The sequence below is a fragment of the Agathobaculum sp. Marseille-P7918 genome, from assembly GCF_900625105.1.
Lineage (GTDB): Bacteria > Bacillota > Clostridia > Oscillospirales > Butyricicoccaceae > Agathobaculum.
Genome location: NZ_UYYD01000001.1, coordinates 205,562 through 228,721 on the forward strand (window position 1 = coordinate 205,562; position 23,160 = coordinate 228,721).

General features: G+C 49.2%; 25 protein-coding genes, 1 tRNA gene and 1 pseudogene. 10 read left to right on the top strand and 17 right to left on the bottom strand.

The window, feature by feature from the left end; translation table 11 throughout:
- Position 1: 1 nt before the first annotated feature.
- Entirely contained in the window at positions 2-649 is a 648-nt protein-coding gene (locus EJL02_RS00895) for a vitamin B12 dependent-methionine synthase activation domain-containing protein (RefSeq protein ID WP_125114538.1), read from the bottom strand.
- Entirely contained in the window at positions 646-1,506 is an 861-nt protein-coding gene (gene metF / locus EJL02_RS00900; protein WP_125114539.1) for a methylenetetrahydrofolate reductase [NAD(P)H], read from the bottom strand. Before metF ends, EJL02_RS00895 begins: the two co-directional genes overlap by 4 nt.
- A 104-nt stretch (positions 1,507-1,610) precedes the next feature.
- On the opposite strand from metF, the gene EJL02_RS00905 reads away from it, so the two are divergent.
- A complete protein-coding gene (locus EJL02_RS00905; protein ID WP_125114540.1) occupies positions 1,611-2,519 on the top strand; it encodes a radical SAM protein in 909 nt (302 codons plus the stop codon).
- Positions 2,516-3,298, top strand: coding sequence for a bifunctional hydroxymethylpyrimidine kinase/phosphomethylpyrimidine kinase (gene thiD, locus EJL02_RS00910; RefSeq protein ID WP_125114541.1), 783 nt, complete (start codon positions 2,516-2,518; stop codon positions 3,296-3,298). The genes EJL02_RS00905 and thiD overlap by 4 nt, the downstream gene beginning before the upstream one ends.
- A gap of 48 nt (positions 3,299-3,346) precedes the next feature.
- Here the strand turns inward: thiD and pyrB are convergent, their stop codons facing one another.
- The 5 genes from pyrB to EJL02_RS00935 all read right to left on the bottom strand — a co-directional run bounded on the left by pyrB (position 3,347) and on the right by EJL02_RS00935 (position 8,759).
- Complete coding sequence (pyrB, locus tag EJL02_RS00915; protein ID WP_125114542.1) at positions 3,347-4,408, bottom strand: aspartate carbamoyltransferase; 1,062 nt, start codon at positions 4,406-4,408, stop codon at positions 3,347-3,349.
- Positions 4,409-4,479: 71 nt separating this feature from the next.
- Positions 4,480-5,652, bottom strand: coding sequence for an ABC transporter permease (locus EJL02_RS00920; RefSeq protein ID WP_125114543.1), 1,173 nt, complete (start codon positions 5,650-5,652; stop codon positions 4,480-4,482).
- Positions 5,649-6,608, bottom strand: a complete 960-nt coding sequence (locus EJL02_RS00925; RefSeq protein WP_125114544.1) for an efflux RND transporter periplasmic adaptor subunit — start codon at positions 6,606-6,608, stop codon at positions 5,649-5,651. Before EJL02_RS00925 ends, EJL02_RS00920 begins: the two co-directional genes overlap by 4 nt.
- Positions 6,609-6,688: 80 nt before the next feature.
- Entirely contained in the window at positions 6,689-8,044 is a 1,356-nt protein-coding gene (radA, locus tag EJL02_RS00930; RefSeq protein ID WP_125114545.1) for a DNA repair protein RadA, read from the bottom strand.
- A 10-nt stretch (positions 8,045-8,054) separates the two neighbouring features.
- Positions 8,055-8,759 (bottom strand): N-acetylmuramoyl-L-alanine amidase, encoded by a 705-nt coding sequence (locus EJL02_RS00935; RefSeq protein ID WP_164510220.1) that lies wholly within the window; start codon positions 8,757-8,759, stop codon positions 8,055-8,057.
- 137 nt (positions 8,760-8,896) lie between these two features.
- Here EJL02_RS00935 and EJL02_RS00940 point away from each other — a divergent pair, with 137 nt between their 5' ends.
- The 5 genes from EJL02_RS00940 (at position 8,897) to EJL02_RS00960 (ending at position 11,887) form a co-directional block, all read left to right on the top strand.
- Positions 8,897-9,457 (top strand): cysteine hydrolase family protein, encoded by a 561-nt coding sequence (locus tag EJL02_RS00940; protein ID WP_330548615.1) that lies wholly within the window; start codon positions 8,897-8,899, stop codon positions 9,455-9,457.
- A gap of 225 nt (positions 9,458-9,682) precedes the next feature.
- Positions 9,683-9,758, top strand: a tRNA-Pro gene (locus tag EJL02_RS00945).
- Between the two features lie 90 nt (positions 9,759-9,848).
- Positions 9,849-10,442: a sugar O-acetyltransferase gene (locus tag EJL02_RS00950; RefSeq protein WP_125114547.1), complete on the top strand. Its 594-nt coding sequence runs from the start codon at positions 9,849-9,851 to the stop codon at positions 10,440-10,442.
- 156 nt (positions 10,443-10,598) lie between these two features.
- A complete protein-coding gene (locus EJL02_RS00955) occupies positions 10,599-11,123 on the top strand; it encodes a TetR/AcrR family transcriptional regulator (protein WP_330548616.1) in 525 nt (174 codons plus the stop codon).
- An 89-nt stretch (positions 11,124-11,212) separates the two neighbouring features.
- Positions 11,213-11,887, top strand: coding sequence for a hypothetical protein (locus EJL02_RS00960; RefSeq protein WP_125114548.1), 675 nt, complete (start codon positions 11,213-11,215; stop codon positions 11,885-11,887).
- Positions 11,888-12,373: 486 nt separating this feature from the next.
- Here the strand turns inward: EJL02_RS00960 and EJL02_RS00965 are convergent, their stop codons facing one another.
- From EJL02_RS00965 to EJL02_RS00980, 4 genes are all read right to left on the bottom strand, one after another.
- Complete coding sequence (locus EJL02_RS00965) at positions 12,374-14,143, bottom strand: ATP-binding protein (RefSeq protein WP_125114549.1); 1,770 nt, start codon at positions 14,141-14,143, stop codon at positions 12,374-12,376.
- A gap of 6 nt (positions 14,144-14,149) precedes the next feature.
- Positions 14,150-15,439, bottom strand: a complete 1,290-nt coding sequence (locus EJL02_RS00970; RefSeq protein WP_125114550.1) for a hypothetical protein — start codon at positions 15,437-15,439, stop codon at positions 14,150-14,152.
- A 95-nt stretch (positions 15,440-15,534) separates the two neighbouring features.
- Entirely contained in the window at positions 15,535-15,732 is a 198-nt protein-coding gene (locus EJL02_RS14370) for a helix-turn-helix domain-containing protein (RefSeq protein ID WP_442857993.1), read from the bottom strand.
- A gap of 24 nt (positions 15,733-15,756) precedes the next feature.
- Positions 15,757-16,233: a hypothetical protein gene (locus EJL02_RS00980; protein ID WP_125114552.1), complete on the bottom strand. Its 477-nt coding sequence runs from the start codon at positions 16,231-16,233 to the stop codon at positions 15,757-15,759.
- A gap of 110 nt (positions 16,234-16,343) precedes the next feature.
- Here EJL02_RS00980 and EJL02_RS00985 point away from each other — a divergent pair, with 110 nt between their 5' ends.
- A complete protein-coding gene (locus EJL02_RS00985) occupies positions 16,344-16,655 on the top strand; it encodes a helix-turn-helix domain-containing protein (RefSeq protein ID WP_050624078.1) in 312 nt (103 codons plus the stop codon).
- Between the two features lie 57 nt (positions 16,656-16,712).
- Here the strand turns inward: EJL02_RS00985 and EJL02_RS00990 are convergent, their stop codons facing one another.
- From EJL02_RS00990 to EJL02_RS14635, 5 genes and pseudogenes are all read right to left on the bottom strand, one after another.
- On the bottom strand, positions 16,713-16,958 hold the full coding sequence (locus EJL02_RS00990; RefSeq protein ID WP_125114553.1) for a DUF6061 family protein: 246 nt from the start codon (positions 16,956-16,958) through the stop codon (positions 16,713-16,715).
- 421 nt (positions 16,959-17,379) lie between these two features.
- Positions 17,380-18,555 (bottom strand): annotated as a pseudogene (locus EJL02_RS01000) (AAA family ATPase).
- Entirely contained in the window at positions 18,545-18,880 is a 336-nt protein-coding gene (locus EJL02_RS01005) for a plasmid mobilization protein (RefSeq protein ID WP_125114555.1), read from the bottom strand. Before EJL02_RS01005 ends, EJL02_RS01000 begins: the two are co-directional and overlap by 11 nt.
- A gap of 2 nt (positions 18,881-18,882) precedes the next feature.
- Positions 18,883-19,956 carry a site-specific integrase gene (locus EJL02_RS01010; RefSeq protein ID WP_125114556.1) on the bottom strand — a complete coding sequence of 358 codons (1,074 nt, stop codon included), beginning with the start codon at positions 19,954-19,956 and terminating at the stop codon, positions 18,883-18,885.
- A 76-nt stretch (positions 19,957-20,032) separates the two neighbouring features.
- Entirely contained in the window at positions 20,033-20,152 is a 120-nt protein-coding gene (locus tag EJL02_RS14635; protein ID WP_442857994.1) for a helix-turn-helix domain-containing protein, read from the bottom strand.
- Positions 20,153-20,454: 302 nt separating this feature from the next.
- On the opposite strand from EJL02_RS14635, the gene EJL02_RS01020 reads away from it, so the two are divergent.
- Complete coding sequence (locus EJL02_RS01020; protein ID WP_022289261.1) at positions 20,455-20,943, top strand: helix-turn-helix domain-containing protein; 489 nt, start codon at positions 20,455-20,457, stop codon at positions 20,941-20,943.
- Between the two features lie 173 nt (positions 20,944-21,116).
- Positions 21,117-21,452 carry a helix-turn-helix domain-containing protein gene (locus tag EJL02_RS01025; protein ID WP_125114557.1) on the top strand — a complete coding sequence of 112 codons (336 nt, stop codon included), beginning with the start codon at positions 21,117-21,119 and terminating at the stop codon, positions 21,450-21,452.
- A gap of 141 nt (positions 21,453-21,593) precedes the next feature.
- On the opposite strand, the gene guaA is transcribed toward EJL02_RS01025, so the two are convergent.
- The gene (gene guaA, locus EJL02_RS01030; protein ID WP_125114558.1) at positions 21,594-23,138 is read right to left on the bottom strand and encodes a glutamine-hydrolyzing GMP synthase; all 1,545 of its coding nucleotides are present in this window, start codon (positions 23,136-23,138) and stop codon (positions 21,594-21,596) included.
- Between the last annotated feature and the right edge of the window lie 22 nt (positions 23,139-23,160).

The window sequence follows — 23,160 nt, forward strand, 5'->3', positions numbered from 1 at the left end:
GTTATCTCCTAAATGCACAATCCTTTTTATCACATTCTTCACAGCCCTTGCGATGGCATGGCTGCGGTGAGTTAGACAGGCCGATCACAGCTGTGACCGATTTGATCGGAACGAGCAGACAGCTTTCGGTCACGGTCAGTCCGATTTTTTTCGGCGTATTCAGCAGTCTGCTGAAGTCCCGCTGGTGTTCAATGCGGAAGTCGCCGTATCCGGGGCTGAACCGCGGACGGCAATACAGCCCAACGCGCTCGGCCTCCTGCCGCAGGACTTCATTGACTTCGTCGCAATAGGCTTCGATCATGGCTGCTGCGATCGCCTGATACATTACCGCGTCGCTCATCCGAACCGCACTGGCACGGGCAATGAGCCGATCAACGTCAATACCCAGCGTTGCCGCCATCAGATATACGCTGGTGCAGCCCTTGAGGGTGCGGGACAGATTCTTGCTGTGAATAAAGACATCCGCCAGCTTCATTGTCCCTTCCACCGGATGTGTTAGTGGAAACGCTTGGAACACCGACTTGGGTGCCACTACATTTTGCAGTTCGTCCGCGCAACGATCCAGACTCTGCTGCACCGCTTCATCCGGCTGCTGCGTTCCATGATATCCGAGATACCGCAGCGCTTCGCTGCGTTCAAAGGCGATCACTTGAGAATCTCCGACAGGCTGGTCTGAATACCGGCTGCAATCTCCGGCTTATTCATCGAATAAACGTGGATATGATTGACGCCATTTGCAATCAGATCGATGATCTGTTCGGTGGCATAGATCACGCCCGCCTGCTTCATGGCATCCGGATTATCCGCAAAGCGATCCACGATGGCCTTGAAACGCTCCGGCAGATAAGTGCCGGACATGGAGGTGATCCGCTTGATCTGCTTGACATTGGTCACCGGCATGATACCGGCAATGACCGGAACAGTAATCCCCTTTTCGCGAATGCGATAGAGGAAGTTATACAGGATATTGTTGTCAAAAAACATCTGGGTCGTCAGGAATTCGCATCCGGCGTCCACTTTTTCTTTCAGATGCAGGATATCCTCAGTTTTGCTGGCCGCTTCTACATGCCCTTCCGGATAGCATGCGCCGCCCACGCAAAAATCCCCCTGTGCTTTGATATCCCGCACCAGTTCTGCAGCATAATGATAGTCATTTGCCGGTGCACCGCCTGCCGGAATATCGCCGCGCAGTGCCAGAATATTCTCAATCCCTTCCTGCTTGAATTTTTCCAGCATAGAGGATACATGCTGCCGCGTCGAAGAAACACAGGTCAAGTGCGTCAGAACATTTACGCCATACTGTGCATGAAGATCTGCTGCAATGTGCACGGTGTGTTCGCTGGTACCGCCGCCGGCGCCGTAAGTAACGCTCATAAAATCCGGGTGCAGCGCAGCAATTTCCTGCGTAGCACGCGCAACCGATTCATAACTGCTGCTGGTCTTCGGCGGAAACACTTCGAACGACAGCGTGACTTTATCCTGCTTCAAAATATCTGAAATCTTCATGACGCTTATCTCCTGTTTTTTGCTTTTTCAAATAGTATAGCACAAATCCTACCTTTATTTCCAGCCTTAAATACGATATAATAATTTTGATTGGAGGGATAACTTTGACGGCTTTGCTGAAAAACTGCAAGCTGTGTCCACGTGCCTGCGGGGCAGATCGCACACGCGTGCGCGGTTTATGCGGCGCAAACGACCAGATCGAGGCCGCACGCGCTTCCCTGCATCAATGGGAAGAGCCGCCGATTTCCGGCACCAGAGGCTCCGGCACGGTATTTTTCTCGCATTGCTCTCTTGGGTGTGTATTCTGCCAGAATCGGCAGATCAGCCGACGCGATGGCATTGGCAAGCCGATCTCGGTGCAGGATCTGGCGCAGACCTTTCTCTCCCTGGCGCAAAGCGGCGCGCACAACATCAATCTTGTCACCGGCGCGCATTATGTGCCGCAGATCATCCAAGCATTGTCGCTTGCCCGTAAACACGGTTTGCAGATCCCTGTCGTCTACAATTCCAGCGGGTATGAATGCGTGGAAACCCTGCGTCTGCTGCGGGGTTATGTGGATATCTACTTACCGGATTACAAATATTACAGCAGCTATTATGCCGCCCGCTACTCCCACGCCGAGGATTACCGGGAAGTGGCGGTTGCAGCCATTACGGAAATGGTGCGTCAAACAGGGGCGCCGCAGTACGATGCAAACGGCCTTCTCATCCGCGGCACGGTCATCCGTCATTTGATGCTGCCGGGCCTTGCCGGCGACACTGCGCAGGTACTGCGCGATATTGCCGACCGCTTTGGCGACACCGTACTGGTCAGCCTGATGCGGCAGTATACACCGTTTGATATGCAGGATTGGCCGGAGCTGGATCGCACCATCACAGACGACGAATATGCAGATGCCTGCGAATTGTTTCAATCGCTCGGGCTTGCCGGATTCTTTCAGCAGGCCGGATCGATCAGCGAAAGCTTTATTCCCGCATTTGACGGAACCGGATTGGAGGAATGTAAGTTATGAAAACCGTTTTATCGATTGCCGGAACCGACCCGACCGGCGGCGCCGGTATTCAGGCCGACCTAAAGACCATCGAGGCGCACGGCCTATTTGGTATGAGCGTCATTACGGTCGTAATCGCGCAAAACACGACCGGCGTCTTTGGTATGCAGCCGATTTCCCCTGACCTAGTCAAAAAGCAGATTGACTGTGTGTTTGACGACATCCGTCCGGATGCGGTCAAACTCGGTATGCTGTACGATCCTGAAATCGTCCATGTGACCGCAGAGCGGCTGCGCGCACATCACGCGCAGAACATCGTGCTTGATCCGGTTATGATGTCCTCCAGCGGACATGATTTGCTGCGGCCGGAAGCGGCAAAAGCGATCGTGGAAGAGATTTTCCCGCTTTGCACATTGGTGACGCCCAATTTGGCGGAGGCATCCGCGCTTTCCGGCGCCTATATCTCTAACAAAGAACAGATGGAACAGGCTGCAAAAATGATTGCACAACAAACACGCGGCGCAGTACTGCTCAAGGGCGGACATTTATCCGACTGCGCCGATGATCTGCTGTATGCGGAAGAACAAATGCACTGGCTGCCGGCTGCCCGCATCAACAACCCCAATACCCATGGCACCGGCTGCACGCTTTCTTCTGCGATTGCCTGCGGATTGGCGCAGGGTATCTCGCTGACCGGCAGCGTCAAACGTGCCAAGCGGTATTTGACCGCCTGCATTCAGTACGGGCTGGATCTGGGGCACGGCTCCGGCCCCTTGCAGCATAAAGTGCACTGGGAATAAAGTGATATTGCAGAAAAAGTCCTGACCAGAATTGGTCAGGACTTTTTCTTATAAAAGCATTTCCAGCGGCGCATCACAGTACGGGCACCGCTCCCCCGCTTTGCCGGTCAGCGGCAGATAGGGTTCGGTCTTGGTGATGCACTTGTGGTTGGAGCATTTGACACCGTGTGCACCAATATCCTGATGCCCCGCACGAATAAACGGCAGCTTGGACAGGGTCAGCAAAAGCGCCATACGGCCGAACATACCGAATCGCGCCTGACGGAAATACACTGCACGCGGGTCATCATCCACGTCCTGCGCGATTTCGTCCACGCGCGGCAGCGGATGCAGCACCAGCATATCCTTTTTGGCACGCTTGAGCTTTTCCGCGGTCAGGCGGTAATTCCCTTCGAGATTCTGATATTCCTCCGCGGTGACAAAACGCTCACGCTGGATGCGCGTCATATACAAAACATCCAGTTCAGGCAGCGCCTCGTCAATGCTGTTCACTTCGCAAAACGGCATATTGTGCTCCTTGAGGAACTGCACCATATAATCCGGCAGACCAAGCACGTCCGGCGCAATCAGATAGATCTGCACATTGTGATACCGCTCCAAAAAGTGCAGCAGCGAGTGTACCGTGCGGCCGTATTTAAGGTCTCCGCACAGACCGATCTTCATATCATCCGCCGAACCGCGCATGCGCAGAATGGTGACCATATCGGTCAGCGTCTGCGTCGGGTGCAGATGTCCGCCGTCGCCCGCGTTGATAACCGGCACAGAGGAATACATGGAAGCCGCCTTGGCTGCGCCTTCCCGCGGATTACGCATGACGATCATATCCGCATAGCTGGATACCATATTGATCGTATCCTTGAGCGTTTCACCCTTGGTCGTGGATGAAGAACCCGGATCGGAAAAACCGACCACACTGCCGCCCAGACGCATCATCGCGGTGGAAAAGGACAGGTTGGTACGGGTAGAGGGTTCATAAAACAGGCTGCCCAGCACCTTGCCGCGGCAGGCATCGGTATAACCTTCGGGGCGGTCAATGATGTTGGTGGTCAGCTTATATAGGTCGGAAAACTCTTTTTCCGTCAAATCGCACAAATCAATGATGTGGCGCATTTGGATGATCCATCCCCTTTTCTTTCTTTTCTGTGTTCTATCATACCACAGGGGAAAAAGAAAGAAAAGGCTTATTTCCGCATTGCCTCAATCGGATCGAGACGCGCCGCACGGACTGCCGGCAGCAGACCAGCCACCACACCGCAGGAAATGCACAGCACAAACAGTCCTGCGGTTATACGCCAATCGGGTAAAACTGATATTGTGCCATATAAAACCGCCTGTACCATTGCCATACCGCATCCGCCGCCCACCATGCACAAAAGCGCAGATTGCAGCAAAAAAATCCGTCGGATGTCTTTTCGCTGTGCACCGAGCGCTAGCAGCACTCCGATTTCACCGGTTTTTTCATAAGCTGCCGCCAGCATGCTGCAAAGCACGCCGATCAGCGCAACGCACAGCGTGATGCCGCCAACCGCGGCAAACAGCATAACTCCCAAATCCGCCAGATGGTTGACGGTATCCACCATGCCGGACATGTTCTGCACCCGTACCGTTCCATCCACGTCACCATATCCGCTCAAATAACGCGAGATTTGTTCGCTGACCGAAGGCAGGTCTGCCTCCGCGGCGCATTGCACAAAGACCTGATCGGCATTATCCTGCCCAGTTGCCAGATAGGAATATGGGATATAAACCAAATGTGGTGCAAACGAGGCGGCCAAAGACCCAAAGGCACTGGTTTGCGCTTTAACCACACCGCATACGGTAAAATCTATTTCTTTTCCGTCAAAGCGAACACGGATCGAACGGCCGACGATATTGTCTCTTCCAAACAGCGCCTGTGCCAGTTCATCCCCTACCACAGCCACCGGCTGCACACTGTCTGCCTGCCGTTCGGTCAGCAAAGCACCTGCCAGCACATCCAGCTGCATGACCTCGCCCAGCCGCTCGTCAACACCTAAGAAGAGCACGTCTTCATCGGCATGCCCCGCCCGCACGGAACCGGATTTTGCCTTGATCGGCATCACGCTGTCCCCCCCGGCAACCGCCTGCTCCATGCGGTCCGCCAGTTCCGCGGAAAGCGGATTGCCGGAACCGTGATCCTCCAGATAAACGGTCAAACCGCTGACGCCAAGGGTTTTGAGGCCTTCACTTACCTTTTCCTGTCCCATCAGCCCGATCGCTGCAATCAGGAGCAGCGCGCCCGTCCCCACGGCCACGGAAAGCGCACACAGCAAGGTGCGCAGCGGATTCTCGCGCAAATTTCCGGCGGCGAGCCGCAGCAGATCTATCCCCCTCACGTCTTCACCTCAACCAAATCGCCGTCTGTCAAAGTGTCCGGCGGAGAAAGAATCACAACAGAATCTGCATCCAGTCCCTTGCGGATTTCGGTCACGGTTTCCAGCATGTATCCCGTCTCAACCGCATGCATTACCGCGCGTCCATTCTCAACGCAAAATACATATTCCTTATCGCCCCGCTGACAGATTGCCTCCATCGGTACCGCAATGGCATCCGAATGAAAATCCGTGAAAATCTTGACGGAAGCCGAGTAGCCCGGCCGCAGACCTTCCGTATTCCCGTTTAAGGATAAAACCGCCTCAACAGTGGCTTCCCCGCTCTCGCCTGTCAGGCTCATCGCGCGCACCGCCACGGGCGACAGACTTTTTACCTGTGCGCCAAACATTTCCCCTTCCACCGCGGCCACGGTTACATTGGCACGCTGACCGCATTGCAGTTCACCCGCATATAACTCGGGCGACTGCGCACGCACCTGCAAGCAGTCCAGATCGGCGACTTTTGCACAAGGAATACCGGAAAAAATATTTTCACCCACTTCCGGAAGTTCCAAAACCGTTCCGGAAACCGGCGCTCGAAGCACGCACTCCTCTTCTGCGGTCACGGACTCGCTGCTTTCATCCGAGACTGCACGCCAAACAGACTGTACCCCATCTTGCAGCGAAACCGTTTCGGCATCTGCCGGTACCAGCGTACAAAGGACTTCCCCCGGTTCCACATTCTCCCCTACCGCAGCATATACCGCCGACACAATTGCATTGGAAGCGGGTGCAATCGCCGTGCTGTCCGCCGCCTCGATGACACCGGAAACCGTAATACTGTTGTAGATATCCTGTACGGACGCCGTACCGGTCTGCACTGATACGGGTGTCGGCGCACGCCCTTTCCAATACCATAACGTCAATACGAACAACACCACTGCGGTTGCCCCCAACACCATCCGCGCCTTTTTTTCCACAAAAACCGACCTCCTGCCGCAAGACTGCTGTTAGTCTGCGGCAAAAAGGCCGGTTTTACACATGTAAAAACTGGTTGTGGTCACAGCACCGCGCGTATGGCATCCGCAACGGTTTTGACGCGCACAATGTTCATTTTTTTTGCAAGCTCTTCATCAATATCCTGCATCGGCATGATACAGGTGTGAAAGCCCAGGCGATATGCTTCATTGATCCGCTGCGAAGCATTGGAAACCGCGCGCAGCTCGCCAGTCAGACCGATTTCCCCAAAGCTCATCACCCCCTCCGGCAGCGGCTTGTCGCGAAAACTGGAAGCGATCGCCAGCACCATCGGCAGATCCACCGCCGGTTCCTCCAGCCGCATGCCACCTACCACGTTGACATACACATCCGACGAAGAGAGAAACAAGCCGCAGCGCTTTTCCAAAATCGCAAGCAGCAAGACCATACGGTTGTAATCCACGCCTGCTGCCGTGCGGCGCGGTACGCCAAACTGCGTTTTGGCCGCTAGCGCCTGCACCTCGGCCAGCAGCGGCCGACTGCCCTCCATCACGCAGGCAATGCAATTGCCGGACGCCCCCTGCGGATGACCAGCCAGCATCGCAGCCGAAGGGTTCTGCACTTCCAACAGACCGTGATCGCTCATTTCGAACACACCAATCTCATTGGTCGAGCCAAAACGATTTTTCGCCGCCCGCAAGCAACGGAACGGGCCGGTAGTTTCCCCTTCAAAATACAACACACAGTCCACCATGTGTTCCAGAATCTTCGGGCCGGCAAGCGTTCCTTCTTTGTTAACATGGCCAACTATGAAAATCGTCACATTCTTGTTCTTGGCGTACTGCATCAGGCTCATCGCGCATTCCTTGATCTGCGTCGTGCCGCCCGGCGCTGCCGTTAAATCACGCTTGTAAACCGTCTGGATGGAATCCACGATCAGGATATCCGGCGCCATCTGCTCGGTTTCCGCAATGATCTGATCCATATCGGTTTCCGAAAGAATGTACAGATCGGGCGACGAAATATGCAGGCGGGCTGCCCGCAGCTTGATCTGCCGCAAGGATTCCTCACCCGACACATACAGGACCCGTGCAGACTTACACATTTCCTGACACATTTGCAGCAAAAGGGTGGATTTGCCGATGCCGGGCTCGCCGCCGACCAGCACAAACGAGCCATGTACCGCGCCGCCGCCCAGCACACGGTCCAGCTCTCCGATGCCGGAATAGAACCGGCTTTCGTCTCCGCTGTCAATGTCCTTCAGCAAAGTCGGCCGCGACACGCCGCGCTGAAAGCTCTCCGTACCGCGCGATACTGATTCCGGTTTCACTTTGTATTCACTCATGGTGTTCCATGCTCCACAGGATGGGCATTTGCCAAACCATTTTGGGCTTTCATAGCCGCAATCGCTGCAAAGATAAACGGTTTTCTGTTTCATATTTCCTCCATCAAATGCCGCTTTCATACCGAAGATAACCGGTTACAATGCTGGCGGCGAGTTTTTTATGATATTCCGGGTCGCCAAGCAGTGTTTCCTCTGCCGGATTGGACAAAAATCCACACTCGACGATCACTGCCGGGCACTCCAATGTTTTCATCAAATAGATATTGCGGTCGGCCGGTTTGGCCTGCCTAGTATTCGTCGGATCACATCCAACGATCAACGCATCCTGCAGCAGCTCTGCCAGTGCACGGCTGCCCGCATGATTGGTGGAATAAAACACCTGTGCGCCATGATACTGTGCATCACTAAATTTATTCAGATGAATGCTGAGAAAAACCGGGTCGGATGCGCTTTTGACAATTTGTTCCCGCGCCTGAATATCCGTAACTTTATTATCCCGAATCGAGCGGGATGCATCGTATCCAAGCGCGTTTTCATCCTCACGCGTCATGGCTGTCTGCACACCGAAAAACGACGCGAGCAGCCGCACTCGCTTGGCAATGCTCAGGTTGATATCCTGCTCGGTCGTTCCGTTTGATCCGATGGCGCCGCCGTCAAACCCACCGTGCCCGGCATCGATCACCAGCGTGCGCACGGCATCATGCGGCGCCACCACCTGCACAACGCTTTCTCCTTTTGTCCATGCCAGGAACCCGATCACCATCAGCAATGCAACGCCCAGCGCACGTTTCTTCCATGGTTGCTTCAATGCGCACACCTCCATCATCCAAAAGGTATGCTCATTCTTTGTCCATTATAATTGACAATGCATTTGCACGCAATAATTTCGTTGTTCATTCCATAAAATTATGCTATGATGATATCATCAAACGGGAGGAATGAGAAATGCGCAAGATTTCCAAACTGCTTGCAGTTATTGATTATCAGAACGATTTTGTAACCGGTTCGCTTGGTTTTGATGGAGCGGCTGCAATCGATGACGGCATTGCACATCTCGTGCAGACCTATCTGGCACAGGGCGATCATGTTTTGTTCACCTATGACACGCATGATGATTATTATCTGGAAACACGGGAGGGACGTGCGCTGCCGATCCCGCATTGCAACCCAAAGGAAACCGGATGGAGGTTGTATGGCAAAACGCAGGAACTATGCTGCGAAACCTGTGCCAATCATCAAATCCATACGGTATGCAAAAACACCTTTGGCATGTCCCCTGCCGATCTTTGTGCGCTGGGAAAGGAGCTGCCGGACGTTCGTGAAATTCTGGTGGTTGGCGTTGTAACCAACATGTGTGTCATTTCCAACGCGGTTTTGATGCAAGCACAATGGCCGGAAGCACAAATTACGATCGACGCCGCGTTGTGCCGCAGCTTTGATCCGATTCTGCATGAGAAAGCGCTGGATGTAATGCAGGGATTGCAGATGAACGTGATCAACCGGTAAATCCGTAATATCAGCGCTATGCCGCATAGGATTTAATGTATTCCGTACGGTTTTCAGCTGTATTCGAAAACCGTACGGAGTGCTATAATCGACTTTGACACAAAATACGCTGAAACAATGATATTCTGATATTGACATGAGCGCAGATTATTTGGTATATTTAATAGGATGATATCGCGTGGTTGTATGCCGATCATGGCATTTTAACCGCAGAAAACAAAATATCCGGGTGTAGCGGAGTTGGTACCGCGCCACATTTGGGATGTGGAGATCGCACGTTCGAATCGTGTCACTCGGACCAGACAAATACCTCAAAACGGATGTTTTGAGGTATTTTTTAACCCGATTTTATTTGCATTTGCAACGCAATGATACAATAAGGAGCACGAACATGAATATTCTCGAAATAATGAAAAGCCCACACGGATATGCTGGAAACAATCTGCAAATCCCACGGGAGCTGAAGAATACTGCCAAGCAATTGTGCTGGGAATACAACCAACTGCCGCCGGATCAGGAAGACAAACGTCAAACCATTTTGCCGCAGTTATTCGGCACTTGTCACCCGTTGACCTTTATCGAAGCCCCTTTTCACTGTGACTACGGCTTTAACATCCATACACATGGTTTGACGGTTATTAACTATAACTGCGTGATTTTGGATACCTCTCCCGTCCATATTGGTGCAGGCGCTTTTATTGCACCGGGAGTGTGTCTGGCCTGTGCCGGGCACTCTATCGACCCGCAGCAGCGCAGTGCCGGCATCAGCACGTCTCAGCCCATCACCTTAGAAGACGATGTATGGATCGGCGCAAATGCCGTGATCTGCGGCGGTGTTACCATCGGCAGAGGCTCTGTCATTGGAGCCGGCAGCGTAGTGACACATGACATTCCGGCCGGTGTTGTGGCTGCTGGCTCCCCTTGCCATGTCATTCGAGCAGTAACGCAGCAAGACAAGATCGATCCCAGCGAATTATCTTTTTGACGCATCTTCGCTCGCCTCGGACAAATCCACTCCAAACCGTTTTTGCATCAACTTATTTCACCAGCGCTTGACAATATCTCTCTACTCCTCTATAATGAACAGCGTTCAGAAGGAGGTGGTATCATCCATTCTACCATTACATCCAGAGATGAAATTTTGAAAGTCTGCCGGGATATGATTCAGAAAGACGGTTGGACTTCTGTCAATATCCGTGCTCTGGCCAACGCCTGTGATATTTCAGTCGGATCTGTTTACAACTATTTTAATTCCAAAGCAGATCTGACAGCCTCCATGATCGAGAGTGTCTGGCGCGATATTTTCTGCCTTCCGCAAGATCCAGATATCCTGCACAATATTCTGTCCTGCATCACTTGGATCTTCCAGCGGCTGAAGGATGGCGAAAAACGATATCCCGGGTTTTTTCATCTACATGCTGTCAGCTTTTTCGGAGAAGAAAAGGAAGACGGCAAGGAGCGGATGTTGCAATCTTGGCAGCATGTCATGCAGGTGCTTTGCACCGTATTACAGCAGGATCCGCAAATTCGGCCAAATGCTTTTACCGATACTTTCACAAGGGAGCATTTTGCAGATTTACTGTTCTCTTTGATATTATCCGCACTGTTGCGCAACAATTATGATCCATCCCCTGTGTTGGAAGTGATCCGCCGAACCGTATATTAAAATTCCCGCGACAAGCGGGAGTTTTTCCGGCGTAAAATGAACACCGTTCACCATCTATTCATTCATCAAATAAAAGAAAGGAAAATATTATGCAAGCCATTGCAGAAACCATATTTGACATTGCTTACCTAATTACCGTTATTTCCATCGGCATTCGAATGATCCGTAAAAGCCCGGCACATACACAATTTCGTTTGTTTGGTATCATGGCTGTTATTCTCGGATGTGGCGATGCCTTCCATCTGATTCCCCGCGTGATTGCATTATGTACTACCGGTTTAGACCAATACACCGCACTGTTAGGGTTCGGAAAATGCGTTACCTCCATTACTATGACCATATTCTATGTCCTTTTGTACTATGTTTGGCGGCAGCGTTACAAAGTCCATCATGGTACTCTGCTGACGGTTTCCATTCTGGGTCTGGCGTTTATTCGGATTCTCCTCTGCCTGATGCCGCAAAACCAATGGCTCAGCAGCGATGCCCCGCTCTCTTGGGGTATTTACCGCAACATTCCGTTTGCAATCCTCGGATTAATTATCATTGTCCTGTTCTTCCACAGCACACGAAAGCAGCAGGACCACGCTTTCCACTGGATGTGGCTGACCATTCTTTTAAGCTTTGGTTTTTACATTCCTGTTGTGCTATGGGCAGACACCTTCCCCTTGATCGGCATGCTCATGATTCCCAAAACCTGCGCTTATGTTTGGGCAGTTATGATTGGATATTGCGCGATGCGAAAAGAGCAGGAGGATAAACGATAACCGCCTCAAACAAGCAAATCAGCTCAAATACATAATATCAAAATTTATATCAATATTTCTGATAAAATTGCTTGTCCGTACAGACTGGATCTAAAACAATTCGAATCCACAGTTTTTCCTGTGGGTTCGTCTATTTCTCATCAGATCGGCATTTCATGTTCTCTCGTCAAAAAATTTCCGATACTTTCTCTACCTACGCAAAACACCGCATGAATTTGTTTTCTTCTGTCACAACAGTCCATTATATCAGAAAAAGCATCCCGGAAAGCCATGATGAATCAAGACTTCCCGGGACACGGTAACACTAAAATATTATTCCCACCCGCTCCTGTCAGAAGTTTTCTAAACAGATTTGCTTATGGGATTTAGCTCAGAATATTGACATTATTTCCATTATTCAGATAGTGACGGCTATCTGATTTTTTGTTGCCATGGTGTTGCCAGTACTAACTTTGGTTATATGCTAAATTGACTTGCTATTCAAGTCTATTCTTTTCTCCAACGCTTGATTACTTCTTCAAACGCAATATCAATCCAGTCTTTATTCCATTCATCATAGACATTCACATTGCTGGAACTAGGAGCAGGGTCTGGCATATCCATTTTAATAACAGCTGGTAACGGAACAGCGTCTCCTACCGCCAAGCATTCCCCAGCAGAAAGAGTAGGAAGCACCTCTACCAAAGAAGCATTGTTATCTGGCAGCAAATTCTTTATACAGTTTTGATCGTTTACATTCGTTAATTTAAGCACTAAAAAGTTATTGCATTGAGAAAAAATAGTTTCTGACACTTCTGACGGACGTTGACTTACAACCATTAAATTCAATCCGTATTTCCGGCCTTCCTTTGCTATCCTTTCAATAGAATGCCTTGAAGCTGCATATTCTGCTCCACCATTTTTCGGAATATAATTATGAGCCTCTTCACAAACAAGCATAAATGGTATGTCATTGACCAGACTCATCTGATGCCTCATTTTAGAATAATGGAAAGCAAAATCAAAAATAATTCTCGAAAGCAAGCTTATTACAATACTAAGAACTTCGAACGGAATTGCACTTAGGTCTATAATTGTGACATTACACTTATCTATGTAGCCCAGGAATTGTTTGAGAATTTCGGCGAAATCTTGGGTAGTATACGGTGTTCCGTCTTTTTTCTCAGGCTTTGTAATAAATCTCAACCGCTTATCCGAAAGTTTAGTTTCCAATCTTGTTACAAATCTTTCAAACTCTCCATTATACGGTCCAGATGACGCTTTTGTTTCTTTAGACGTACTTGTAGGTGCAAACTCAATTTCCCTCGTCAGATAAGCATTATCACAATCTTCAATTAACGTTCCATTGATTTCCTTCGGAAGGCGAGGACTTCCTTCTTTTCTATTGATCACCTCAGCATTTTTATTTTTTATATAACGGTATACTTCTTGGATATCAAAATAAACCGGCGTATCGTATGTAATATGTTCCATTTCTGGATTGTGCTTTTCTTTGCTCAAGATGACCGCCTTTTTAAACTGAGAGATTTGATTATGAGAATTCATTTCGTTGCTCTCAATAAAAAGCGATTCCAACTCCTGAGAGTTCATGAGCCAATACGGCAAGCACAGCTTTTCTACATCTAAACAGTTCAAGCTAAATGCTTCCTGTTCATCTAATGTAAATGCAGACTGATACTCAGAATGAATATCAAAAATTATAATGTGTGAATTTTTAAGAGAACCTGCGTTTTCATTATGTCCCTGGTTAATCTTCATAATATTTTGCAGCAATCTTGCAACCGCACAAGATTTTCCCGAACCAGTGGAACCAACAACTGCAATATGTTTTCCAAAGAAGCGATTTCCATCTACAAAGTATTTTACGGTTTTGTTATTAGTTAATTGACCCACATAAAAAGAAAAGCTCTCATTACTACTAAATATAGCATTTATTATCTCGTCTTCTGGTATATATACAGGCTCAGTAGGCGATGGTAAATTTACGCCACCTTGTCTAAAGTTGATGCCTTCTTCTCCCTCCGAATAACAACCAATAGGGGAACAAGAAAGCGTGTAACTGATTGTTTGTGCATCAGATTGCACTGCCGAAATATTTTGAATCGATGCAAGGATCTTCAAATCATTTCCATCTTCGATTACAACATATCTTGAAATACGTATTTTAGCTTTGTTGTTTTCAAATATATCGACACCATTTAGCATTACCTGAATAGAGCCAGGCGTACTGGTAATAACTTTTCCAATTTCAGTCATATACTATTACACCTCCAATTTTCTTGACAGACCAACTAAATATCTAAGCTCATCTACATTTTCAACATCAAGAGTTTCAACAAAATAGTTGGGACTATTGTACTCTTCATCTGGTTTTCCTATTATGTATAGTTGATTTACTTGACACTTCTCTAAAATTCTCGTGGTGATGTTTTTCTCCGAAGTCACTTTACATGAAAAATTTGATGGGCAATTAGTGTTATTAATAAAGCTTTCTTCAATAAAGCAATCCCCGATTGTACCGTAGTTCGCAGGTTTCTGATGTTGATGTAACCCTAGTAAAACAGACTGTTGCAATTTCGAACTATGATTACCAAAAACGAAGATTGGCTGTTTTTGTAGTCGTGGTTTCTTAAAATATTTACCCAAATATTCAATAATAAAAGGAAATATGTTATCTTGATTTGCTGCCAAAAACTTATCAGAGAAAATGAACGCACGAACTCCTGGATTTCCAGCGAAATAGCCTGAGAGGTAGTCTTTCTTATCCCTAAGAATTTTACTTTGATCCATAGCGGCCAATGTCCATCTATTAAGTAACACAGACTGCTGCTCACTTAGGTAGGCTAACATTTTAGCTTTAGTTATAACGCGATCTTCAACATTTGATTTTGCAGAAAGATTTGCTACAAACGAAAATGAATTGGGATAGTAGAGGTTTTTTGCTGTATCCGTATCCACAATTTTCTCAAACAGAGCAATAATTTTATTTTGCAATGCATCAAATTGCTCGGCTGGCATATAGGTAAACTCATTCCAAAAACTCTCAATACTTACTTTGAGCTCTAAATCATCTCTATGCTCTCTATAATAATCAATCAGCTCCTGCTTCTCTTCTTTCTTTTTTTGCGACTTAATTGCAATCGCAAGCATCTTTTCGTCAGGAATGGTATATATTCTATGAAAATATTTAGATTGAATATCTTTATCCTTGGTGGTGCTAAGAAAATCAGAAAAAGCTTCCATACTTACGCTATCAGTGTTTTCTGCGTAGTAAGCATATAAAACGTACGACACAGACTTTCCTAAAGCAGTACTCTCACAATAGTGGCATAACATTTCCAATATCGGAGTAGCTACACTAGAAATCTGATATTTTTTATCTTCGTGGTATTTGCATTGGATTGTGGTTAGGCTAGAAGGAGATTGAATATCAATATCCTCAATAACCCCTTCCAGTGTAATTTTTGTATCATCTTCTGCTTGTAATATCTCATAAATGGATTTATTGAATTGATACAGGTATCCTTTAATTGTACTATCCGCTTGCCTCATATTATCACCACCCGCCTACAGTAGCAGCCTATTTAGCGTCAAAATGAAAAGATAAAGTCCAAATTGGATACAAAATGTTAAGCGTAGCGCTTTTGCTAATTGTCAACTTTCACCTTGCGTTTATAACAGGTAGGCTTTTCTGCGTTCTCTGGAATAATCCAGATGCGGCTTAATCGAGTTGCACCGGGAATTCGATTTGTCTTGCACAGTATTTGAACCTGTCGTGGAGTTATACCCCATTTTTCAGCTGCCTCTTGAACTGTAATATAACCGTTCATTTCGTAACACCTCATTAGCCAAAGGTACAAAAAACCATGTTAATTATATTCGTTTAAACGAAATCTGTCAATCTTAGTAATTACAACTTTTTCTATTCTTTTATGCCTTTCAGCATATTCAACTAAATCTTTCGCACTACTCGCCGGGTGCCAGACGAAGGCAATCAAATAGTCTACATGATCTACAACATATCGATTTGCCCTAACGATTGCGATTTTTCGTGGGACGCTCTCCATTCCAGGCGGATAGAATGTGTCATCAAATCCATCTGGCGTTGAGATGGGCCGCTCTGCTGGATGGTACGGCAATAGCAAAATGAGCTTCACTTCTGGGTAGAAACGCTTTGCTTCTTTGACTGCTGACGCTGCAAGACGGTCAAATCCGCCGTAGTGGCCAACGATAAATTCTGTAACGCCATATTCCAAAATGTGCTGCTCCACAGCCGCATACAATGCCGGATAAATCTCTTCTGATGCCTCTCGGTGTCCGATAAAGAAACAGCTTTTTCCGCCCAAATTTCTCACTCCTTTATAGTTGTGTTTATCGTTAAAATTATACGATATAAATGATTAAATCACAACGATTTATCAAAGTATAATTTACGAAGAACACAAGCAAAGGAGTGATGCAGGTGAAGGATATTCTCTCGGTTATAACCGCGTATCGAGAGGAGCGGGGCTGGACAGAGTATCAGCTTGCAGAACGCTCCGGTTTGCCGCAATCCACGATCTCCTCATGGTATCGCAAGAACATGGTTCCGACCATTCCATCCCTGGAGAAAATCTGCACAGCCTTTGGCATTACGCTGTCTCAACTGTTTGCCGAAGAAGATGCACCTGTTTCCTTGACTGAGGCGCAGAAAAAGCTTCTGGAACGCTGGTCAAGGCTAAGTGAAGAACAGCAGGCTGTTGTATTTGCTTTGATTGATAAGATGTAAAAAATCCGTCAGAGGCGCACCCTTTAGAGTGCTGCTTCTGGCGGATTTTCTTTGCCATCAATCTAACGGAGTTTTCTGTGTTACTGCTTTTAGATATAATTCAGGGGCCCCATTCAAAATCAGTTCGGCATAGGCCAGCGGATCGTTATAGATCAGCCAGTCCAGTTCTGACCGCTGGTACATACTGTTTGCCACCTCGTTCTCCACGGCGGTGCAGTTGATGGAGAGCAGCGTCCCGTCATCCAGGCGCAGCTCCACGCAGGCGGTGTCCAGTTTAAACTCACAGGACAAAATCTTTCTCATACTCGTTACCTCCCAATATGTGAATTTCAGTTGATTTTCCGTAGCGGCATAAAGGCCGTTGCAGTCGTTTTAGATATCCGCAAGCAATGCGTGTGGATAGCCACACACAAATCCGGCAAGCAATGCGAGTGTTAATACACCCTCACATTTCCTGCCGTCTGCTTGTTGAGGGCAGTGCCCCCAAACCCTTTTTGAACACAGAATTTCATTCTATGGCTACGCGTTCTACGAACGCTTTTAAGGGGCGGAACAAAATCGTTCCACCCTATTATTTTTGGGGCGACAGTGAAACAGAGTGGTCCTTGGAAGCCGGGGTGGCAAAATACCACCCCATTTTCCCTTTCCGCGACGGTTGCGACGGTCGCAACGGTGCTGGGAGTACCCCTCAAAACACCGTCGCGACCGTTGCGAGCGTCGCGCTTTACTCGATTACTTCAAACGCAGGTGCTTCCACCACCATGTAAGTCAGCCGGATACGCCGCCCGGCGTGCTTGGTTTTGTTCTCGTACTTCACCTGATGTTCTTCTAACAAGAGGCTGGCATTCACATTCAAATGCTTGGTGAGCCGGTTTACCGCCATATCCGTTTGAATCGCCTGAGCCAGCTCAGTGGGACTGCCTTCCCATTCCCGGTTGTCAGCAGACACGATCTTCGCTACGGCCTCCAGTACGGGGTCCGTGGGCTACTTCCAAAGCTCATTTTCTGCATGGTCGAGATCCCATACCAGGCTCTCCTGATCCTTGCTCAGATACAGCCGCTGATCCGGCTGGTCTCTGCCTACCACTTCCAGAGTGGCCTTGCTATCTGTCCGTTTCTCCTTCTGCATCAGGAGCGCACCATCCGCACAGCCCAGCAGGCCCGTGGTCCCCGAGATCATCTCAAAACTGTCTCCCGCAGGCTGCTTTCTCGTATGGTGGACGATCAGGACGCAGACGCCATAGCGGTCAGCAAATTGCTTCATCTTGCCGATTACCTCATAGTCGCTGGAGTAGCTGTAACTATCATTCACCACCTCACGGACTTTTTGCAGGGTATCCACGATAATCAGCTTGGTATCACTGTGTTCCCGAACGAGCTTTTCCAGCTGTTCCTCCAGGCCGCTACCGATCATCTTAGCGTTGGTGGCGAAGTGGAGGGAGCTTGTCCCCTCCACCCCGAACATTCGAAACATCCGGCGCTGTAAGCGGCTCTCGTCATCTTCCAAAGCAAGATAGAGGACGGTTCCCTGGTGGACTTTGTAGCCCCACAAGTCTTGCCCGGTGCTGACATGATGGGCAATCTGTGCCACCAGGAAGGACTTGCCGATCTTAGGCGCTCCGGCAAGGATGTACGCTCCTGTATAGAGCAGGTTCTCAATCACCGCAGACTTGCCCTCGAACACATTGTCCATCAGCTCGTCCAGGGTCACAGTATGGAGGTAAGTCGGGTCACTCATACGGCGCATCTTCCGGTAAAGTTCCTCTAAATCTCTTTCGGGGGAATTGCTTTTTTCGTCCGGGTCTGGTATAGTGAACTTGGAATTTGTAGAGATTGACTGCCCATCATCTGCGCCAACAGATGAGCCATGGGCGGTCATTTTCTTTTTCTCATCGGTCATAGGCAAAATCCTCCTGCATCCCGTTCATAATGGTAGCAATCATCTGAATGGTGTCCAGCAGCTCATCGTTTACGCCCTGCCCGGTCTCGATCCGGCGCAGCTCGTCCAGCACGGCGGCCAACTGGTCCCGCAGGGCCTTGTAGACCCTGGGGTTGCCCTGGACCACCACATCCCGTTCCAGCAGCCGCCGGATGATGTAGTCCTGCTTGGTCAGGCCGGTGAGCTTCACCGCCGTTTCGATCTGGGCGTCCTCCTCCGGGGAGACTCGGAAAGCCACGGTCTTGTTCCTCCAACGATTGTGCTTGTCCAAATTCTTTGCTGACATTTTTAATTGCCCCTTTCCATGTTCAGTTTATCCGCCATTTCCGCCTGCTTGGACGGAAACAGGTGTGCGTAGTTATAGGTGATGTCGATGCTCTCATGGCCCACCCGGTCCGCGATGGCCGTGGCAGAGAACCCCATGTCGATCAGAAGTGAAACCGCGCTGTGACGAATATCGTGAATTCTAATGCGCGGCACACCCGCTTCTTTGGCCCCTCGATCCATCTCCCGGTGAAGATAACTCTTGGTGACGGTGAACATCCGGTCATCCGGCCCGATTCCGTAGAGCATCTTGATGTAATCCTGGATTTCCTCGGCCAGAAATTGCGGCATGGTGATGACCCGATTGCTCTTTTCCGTCTTGGGAGTGGTAATCAGATCTTGACCGTTCAGCCGCTGATAGGACTTATTGATGGTGACGGTGCGCTTCTCGAAGTCAAAGTCCGCTGGAGTTAGAGCCAGCAGCTCCCCCTCTCGGATACCGCACCAATAAAGCATCTCAAAGGCGTAGAAGGACAGCGGCTTGTCCATCATCACCTCCGCAAATTTCAAGTACTGCTCCTTGGTCCAGAACATCATCTCCCGGTTTTTCTTTTTGCCCATGCTGCCTGCCTTCTTGCAGGGGTTATCTCGGAGGTTGTAGTACCGAACTGCGTGGTTGAAGATGGCGTTGAGCTGGTTGTGGACCGTTTTCAGGTATACCGGCGAGTAGGGCTTACCGTTCTCGTCCTTGTGGTTCAGCATCTCGTTCTGCCAGGTGATAATCTGCTGGGCAGTGATGTTACACATTTTAAGCTTGCCGAAGTAGGGCAGCAGCTTGGTGCGGATGATGTGGTCCTTGGTGGCCCAGGTGTTTTCCTTGAGCCGAGTTTTCATATCCGCCGTGTAGAGGTCCACAAAGCTCCTGAAGGTCATATCCAGGTCGGCACTGGTCTTGTTGAGCTGTTCCCGCTCCCATGCCTGCGCCTCTCGCTTGGTCTTGAAGCCCCGCTTCTGAGTCTGCTTGCGCTCACCGTTCCAGTCCGTGTAGCGGTAGACCGCCCGCCAGGTGTTGGTCTTTTCTTCTTTGTAGACTGCCATGATTAGCCCTCCTTTCCCGTCTTGCCGTAGCAAAACTTCTCCACGAAAAAGTTCCGATTGACCCGCCCGGAGATGGTCAGATAGCCCTTCTACGGAGTTCGGCGTTGAGCTTGTGGATCACCTTGTAGGCGTGGGACTTGGAGATACCCAGCTCCTGGGCCACTTCCTCCACACGCATAAAGTTTTGTGCCTGCATTGAAAATACCTTCCTTTCCTCATTGATGGCTGCTGCGGCTGGATATTGTGTTCCATAAATGCCTCCTCACTTCCGTCCGCCACTTTTTCTCGGATGTATAACCAGGGGATTGCGGCAGTTCTTTTTTATTTATTGATTCTAAGCTATTATGCTTAGTATATTGTCATTATACTAAGCATAATAGCTTGTGTCAATCGGAGTACGCAAAATAAATTAAATAAAATTGTTTAGTATTCTCTTGACTTTCCTAAGCATTTCTGCTACGCTTTTCCTAAAGACAACCAACGATTGGAGTGGATGATATGGCGATTGGCGAACGGATTCACTTTTTCCGTCTCCTGCGTGGGATGACTCAGAAATATCTCGGCATGGCGCTGGGCTTCCCGGAAAAGTCTGCCGATGTGCGCCTTGCCCAGTATGAAACAGGATCAAGAACCCCTAAGGCGGACCTTACCGCTGCCCTGGCCCAAGTATTGGATGTCTCTCCCCATGCCCTCTCCGTCCCGGACATAGACTCCTATGTGGGGCTCATGCACACCCTGTTTACCCTGGAGGACAACTACGGGCTCAAGATCAGCGAGATAGATGGAGAAGTCTGCCTAAAGGTTGATGTACGGAAGAACAAGGACGCCGCCCGGCTGCATGAGATGCTCTGTTCCTGGCAGCAGGCCGCTGCCAGGTTGGAGGCAGGCGAGATCTCCAAAGAGGATTACGACAAGTGGCGCTACCACTATCCAGAGCTTGATAAGACCCAGAACTATGTGAAGGTGCCTCCCCAGGACCTCTTTTGACCCGCTCACTTGTAGGTCACGGGAAAGGCCGTTTGTTGCACAGAATAATAATATAAAGAAAAAGAGAGCTAACTGACCACAAAGCGAATACCTAGATTACTTGTTTGCACTCTTGACTTTTCATTAAATGAATATTAAACTAATATTAGTTTAATAAAAGGAGGGGACGGGTTATGCCTACGACTCTTATGAACGTATTCAAATCTGTTGATCTAAAAGGCGCTGGTAAGACAGCCGCTAACATTGTGTCTTTGGCGTATAAACCCAACAAAAAAACTGGGGCTAGAATTGCACGAGCTGTGTTGGATGATGGGACAACGCTAATCAAAACTGTAACCGCTTCCGGCGTCGTATCAGAGACTGTTCATCGGCTTCCCGAAATTATATCCGTTGCCCAGAGAAATGCAGTTATCAAAGATTTGGCTAAACAAAAGATGACCCAAGAGACCATTGCTGCCATGCTGGATATATCACAGTCTACCGTATCCAATGTTTTAAAAAAGAAATAACAAAAAAGAGAGCTAACTGACTAATCAAAATCAGTTAGCTCTCTTTTCATAAATAATGAAAAAATGTTGCCAAATCGTTGCCACAGAGGGGCTTAACCCCTAAAAAACCCGGTCATATCAGGCTTTTCCGGGCCTCTGAAATCATTCCCACTCGATGGTTGCCGGGGGCTTACTGGTGATGTCATAAACGATGCGGTTAATATGAGCCACTTCGTTTACAATACGAACCGAAATACGATCCAGAACATCATACGGAATACGCGCCCAATCGGCCGTCATGAAGTCTGTCGTCGTCACGGAACGAAGCGCCAGCGTATAGTCATAGGTGCGTCCATCACCCATTACACCAACCGAACGCATATTGGTCAGAACCGCAAAATACTGGTTCATGGTCTGCTCCAAGCCAGCCTTTGCAATTTCATCGCGGAAAATGAAATCCGCTTCACGCAAAATATCCAGCTTATCCTTCGTGATCTCACCAATGACACGAATGGCCAGACCAGGACCGGGGAACGGCTGACGCATAACCAGATATTCCGGCAGCTCCAGTTCACGGCCCAGCTGACGGACCTCGTCCTTAAACAGCAGGCGCAGCGGTTCGATGATTTCCTTGAAATCCACGAAATCCGGCAGACCGCCAACATTATGATGGCTCTTGATGACAGCGGCATCACCTGCACCGGACTCAATTACGTCCGGATAGATTGTGCCCTGTACCAGATAGTCGACCTTGCCGATCTTTTTGCCTTCCTCTTCAAAGACGCGTATAAACTCTTCGCCAATGATCTTGCGCTTGGTTTCCGGATCGGACACACCTGCCAGTTTCCCCAGAAAACGTGCCTCGGCATCCACACGGACAAAGTTGATATCCCACTTGGCAAATGCAGCCTCTACCTCATCGCCTTCGTCCTTACGCATCAGGCCATGATCCACAAAGACACAGGTCAGCTGATTGCCGACTGCCTCTGCCAGCAGTGCTGCCGCAACCGAAGAATCCACGCCGCCGGACAGCGCCAGCAGAACCTTGCCGTCGCCCACCTTTTCACGGATGGACTGAATCGAACGGTTTTTGTAGTCCTCCATCGTCCAGTCGCCCTTGGCGCCGCAAACTTCATAGAGGAAATTCTTGAGCATCAGCGAACCGTTCTCCGTATGGTTAACCTCTGGATGATACTGTACGCCATAGAAGCCGCGCGCCTCATCCGCAATCGCCGCAGTCGGGCACATCTCCGTATGGGCAACAAGCGAAAAGCCCTCCGGTACCTTTGCCATGTAATCGCCGTGGCTCATCCAGGAAATACCCTGCTCCGGCAGACCCTTAAACAGCTTACAGGAAGTGTCGTAGAAGGTCTCCGTCTTGCCGTACTCGCGTGCCGTATCCTCCTGCGCCGCAGTCACTTCACCGCCAAGCGAATAAGCCATAAGCTGGCAGCCATAGCAGATGCCCAGCACAGGAATGCCCAGTTCAAACAAAGCCGGGTCGCACTTGGGGGATTTTTCGTCATACACGCTGTTCGGTCCGCCGGTAAAAATAATGCCGATCGGATTCATTGCGCGGATCTCATCAATCGAGGTTTTGTAGGGCTTGACCTCGCAATAGACATGATGCTCGCGTACGCGGCGTGCAATCAACTGATTGTACTGACCGCCGAAATCCAGCACCAGAACAAACTGATGGTTCTCCATCGTTGATCTCCTTTCTCTATCA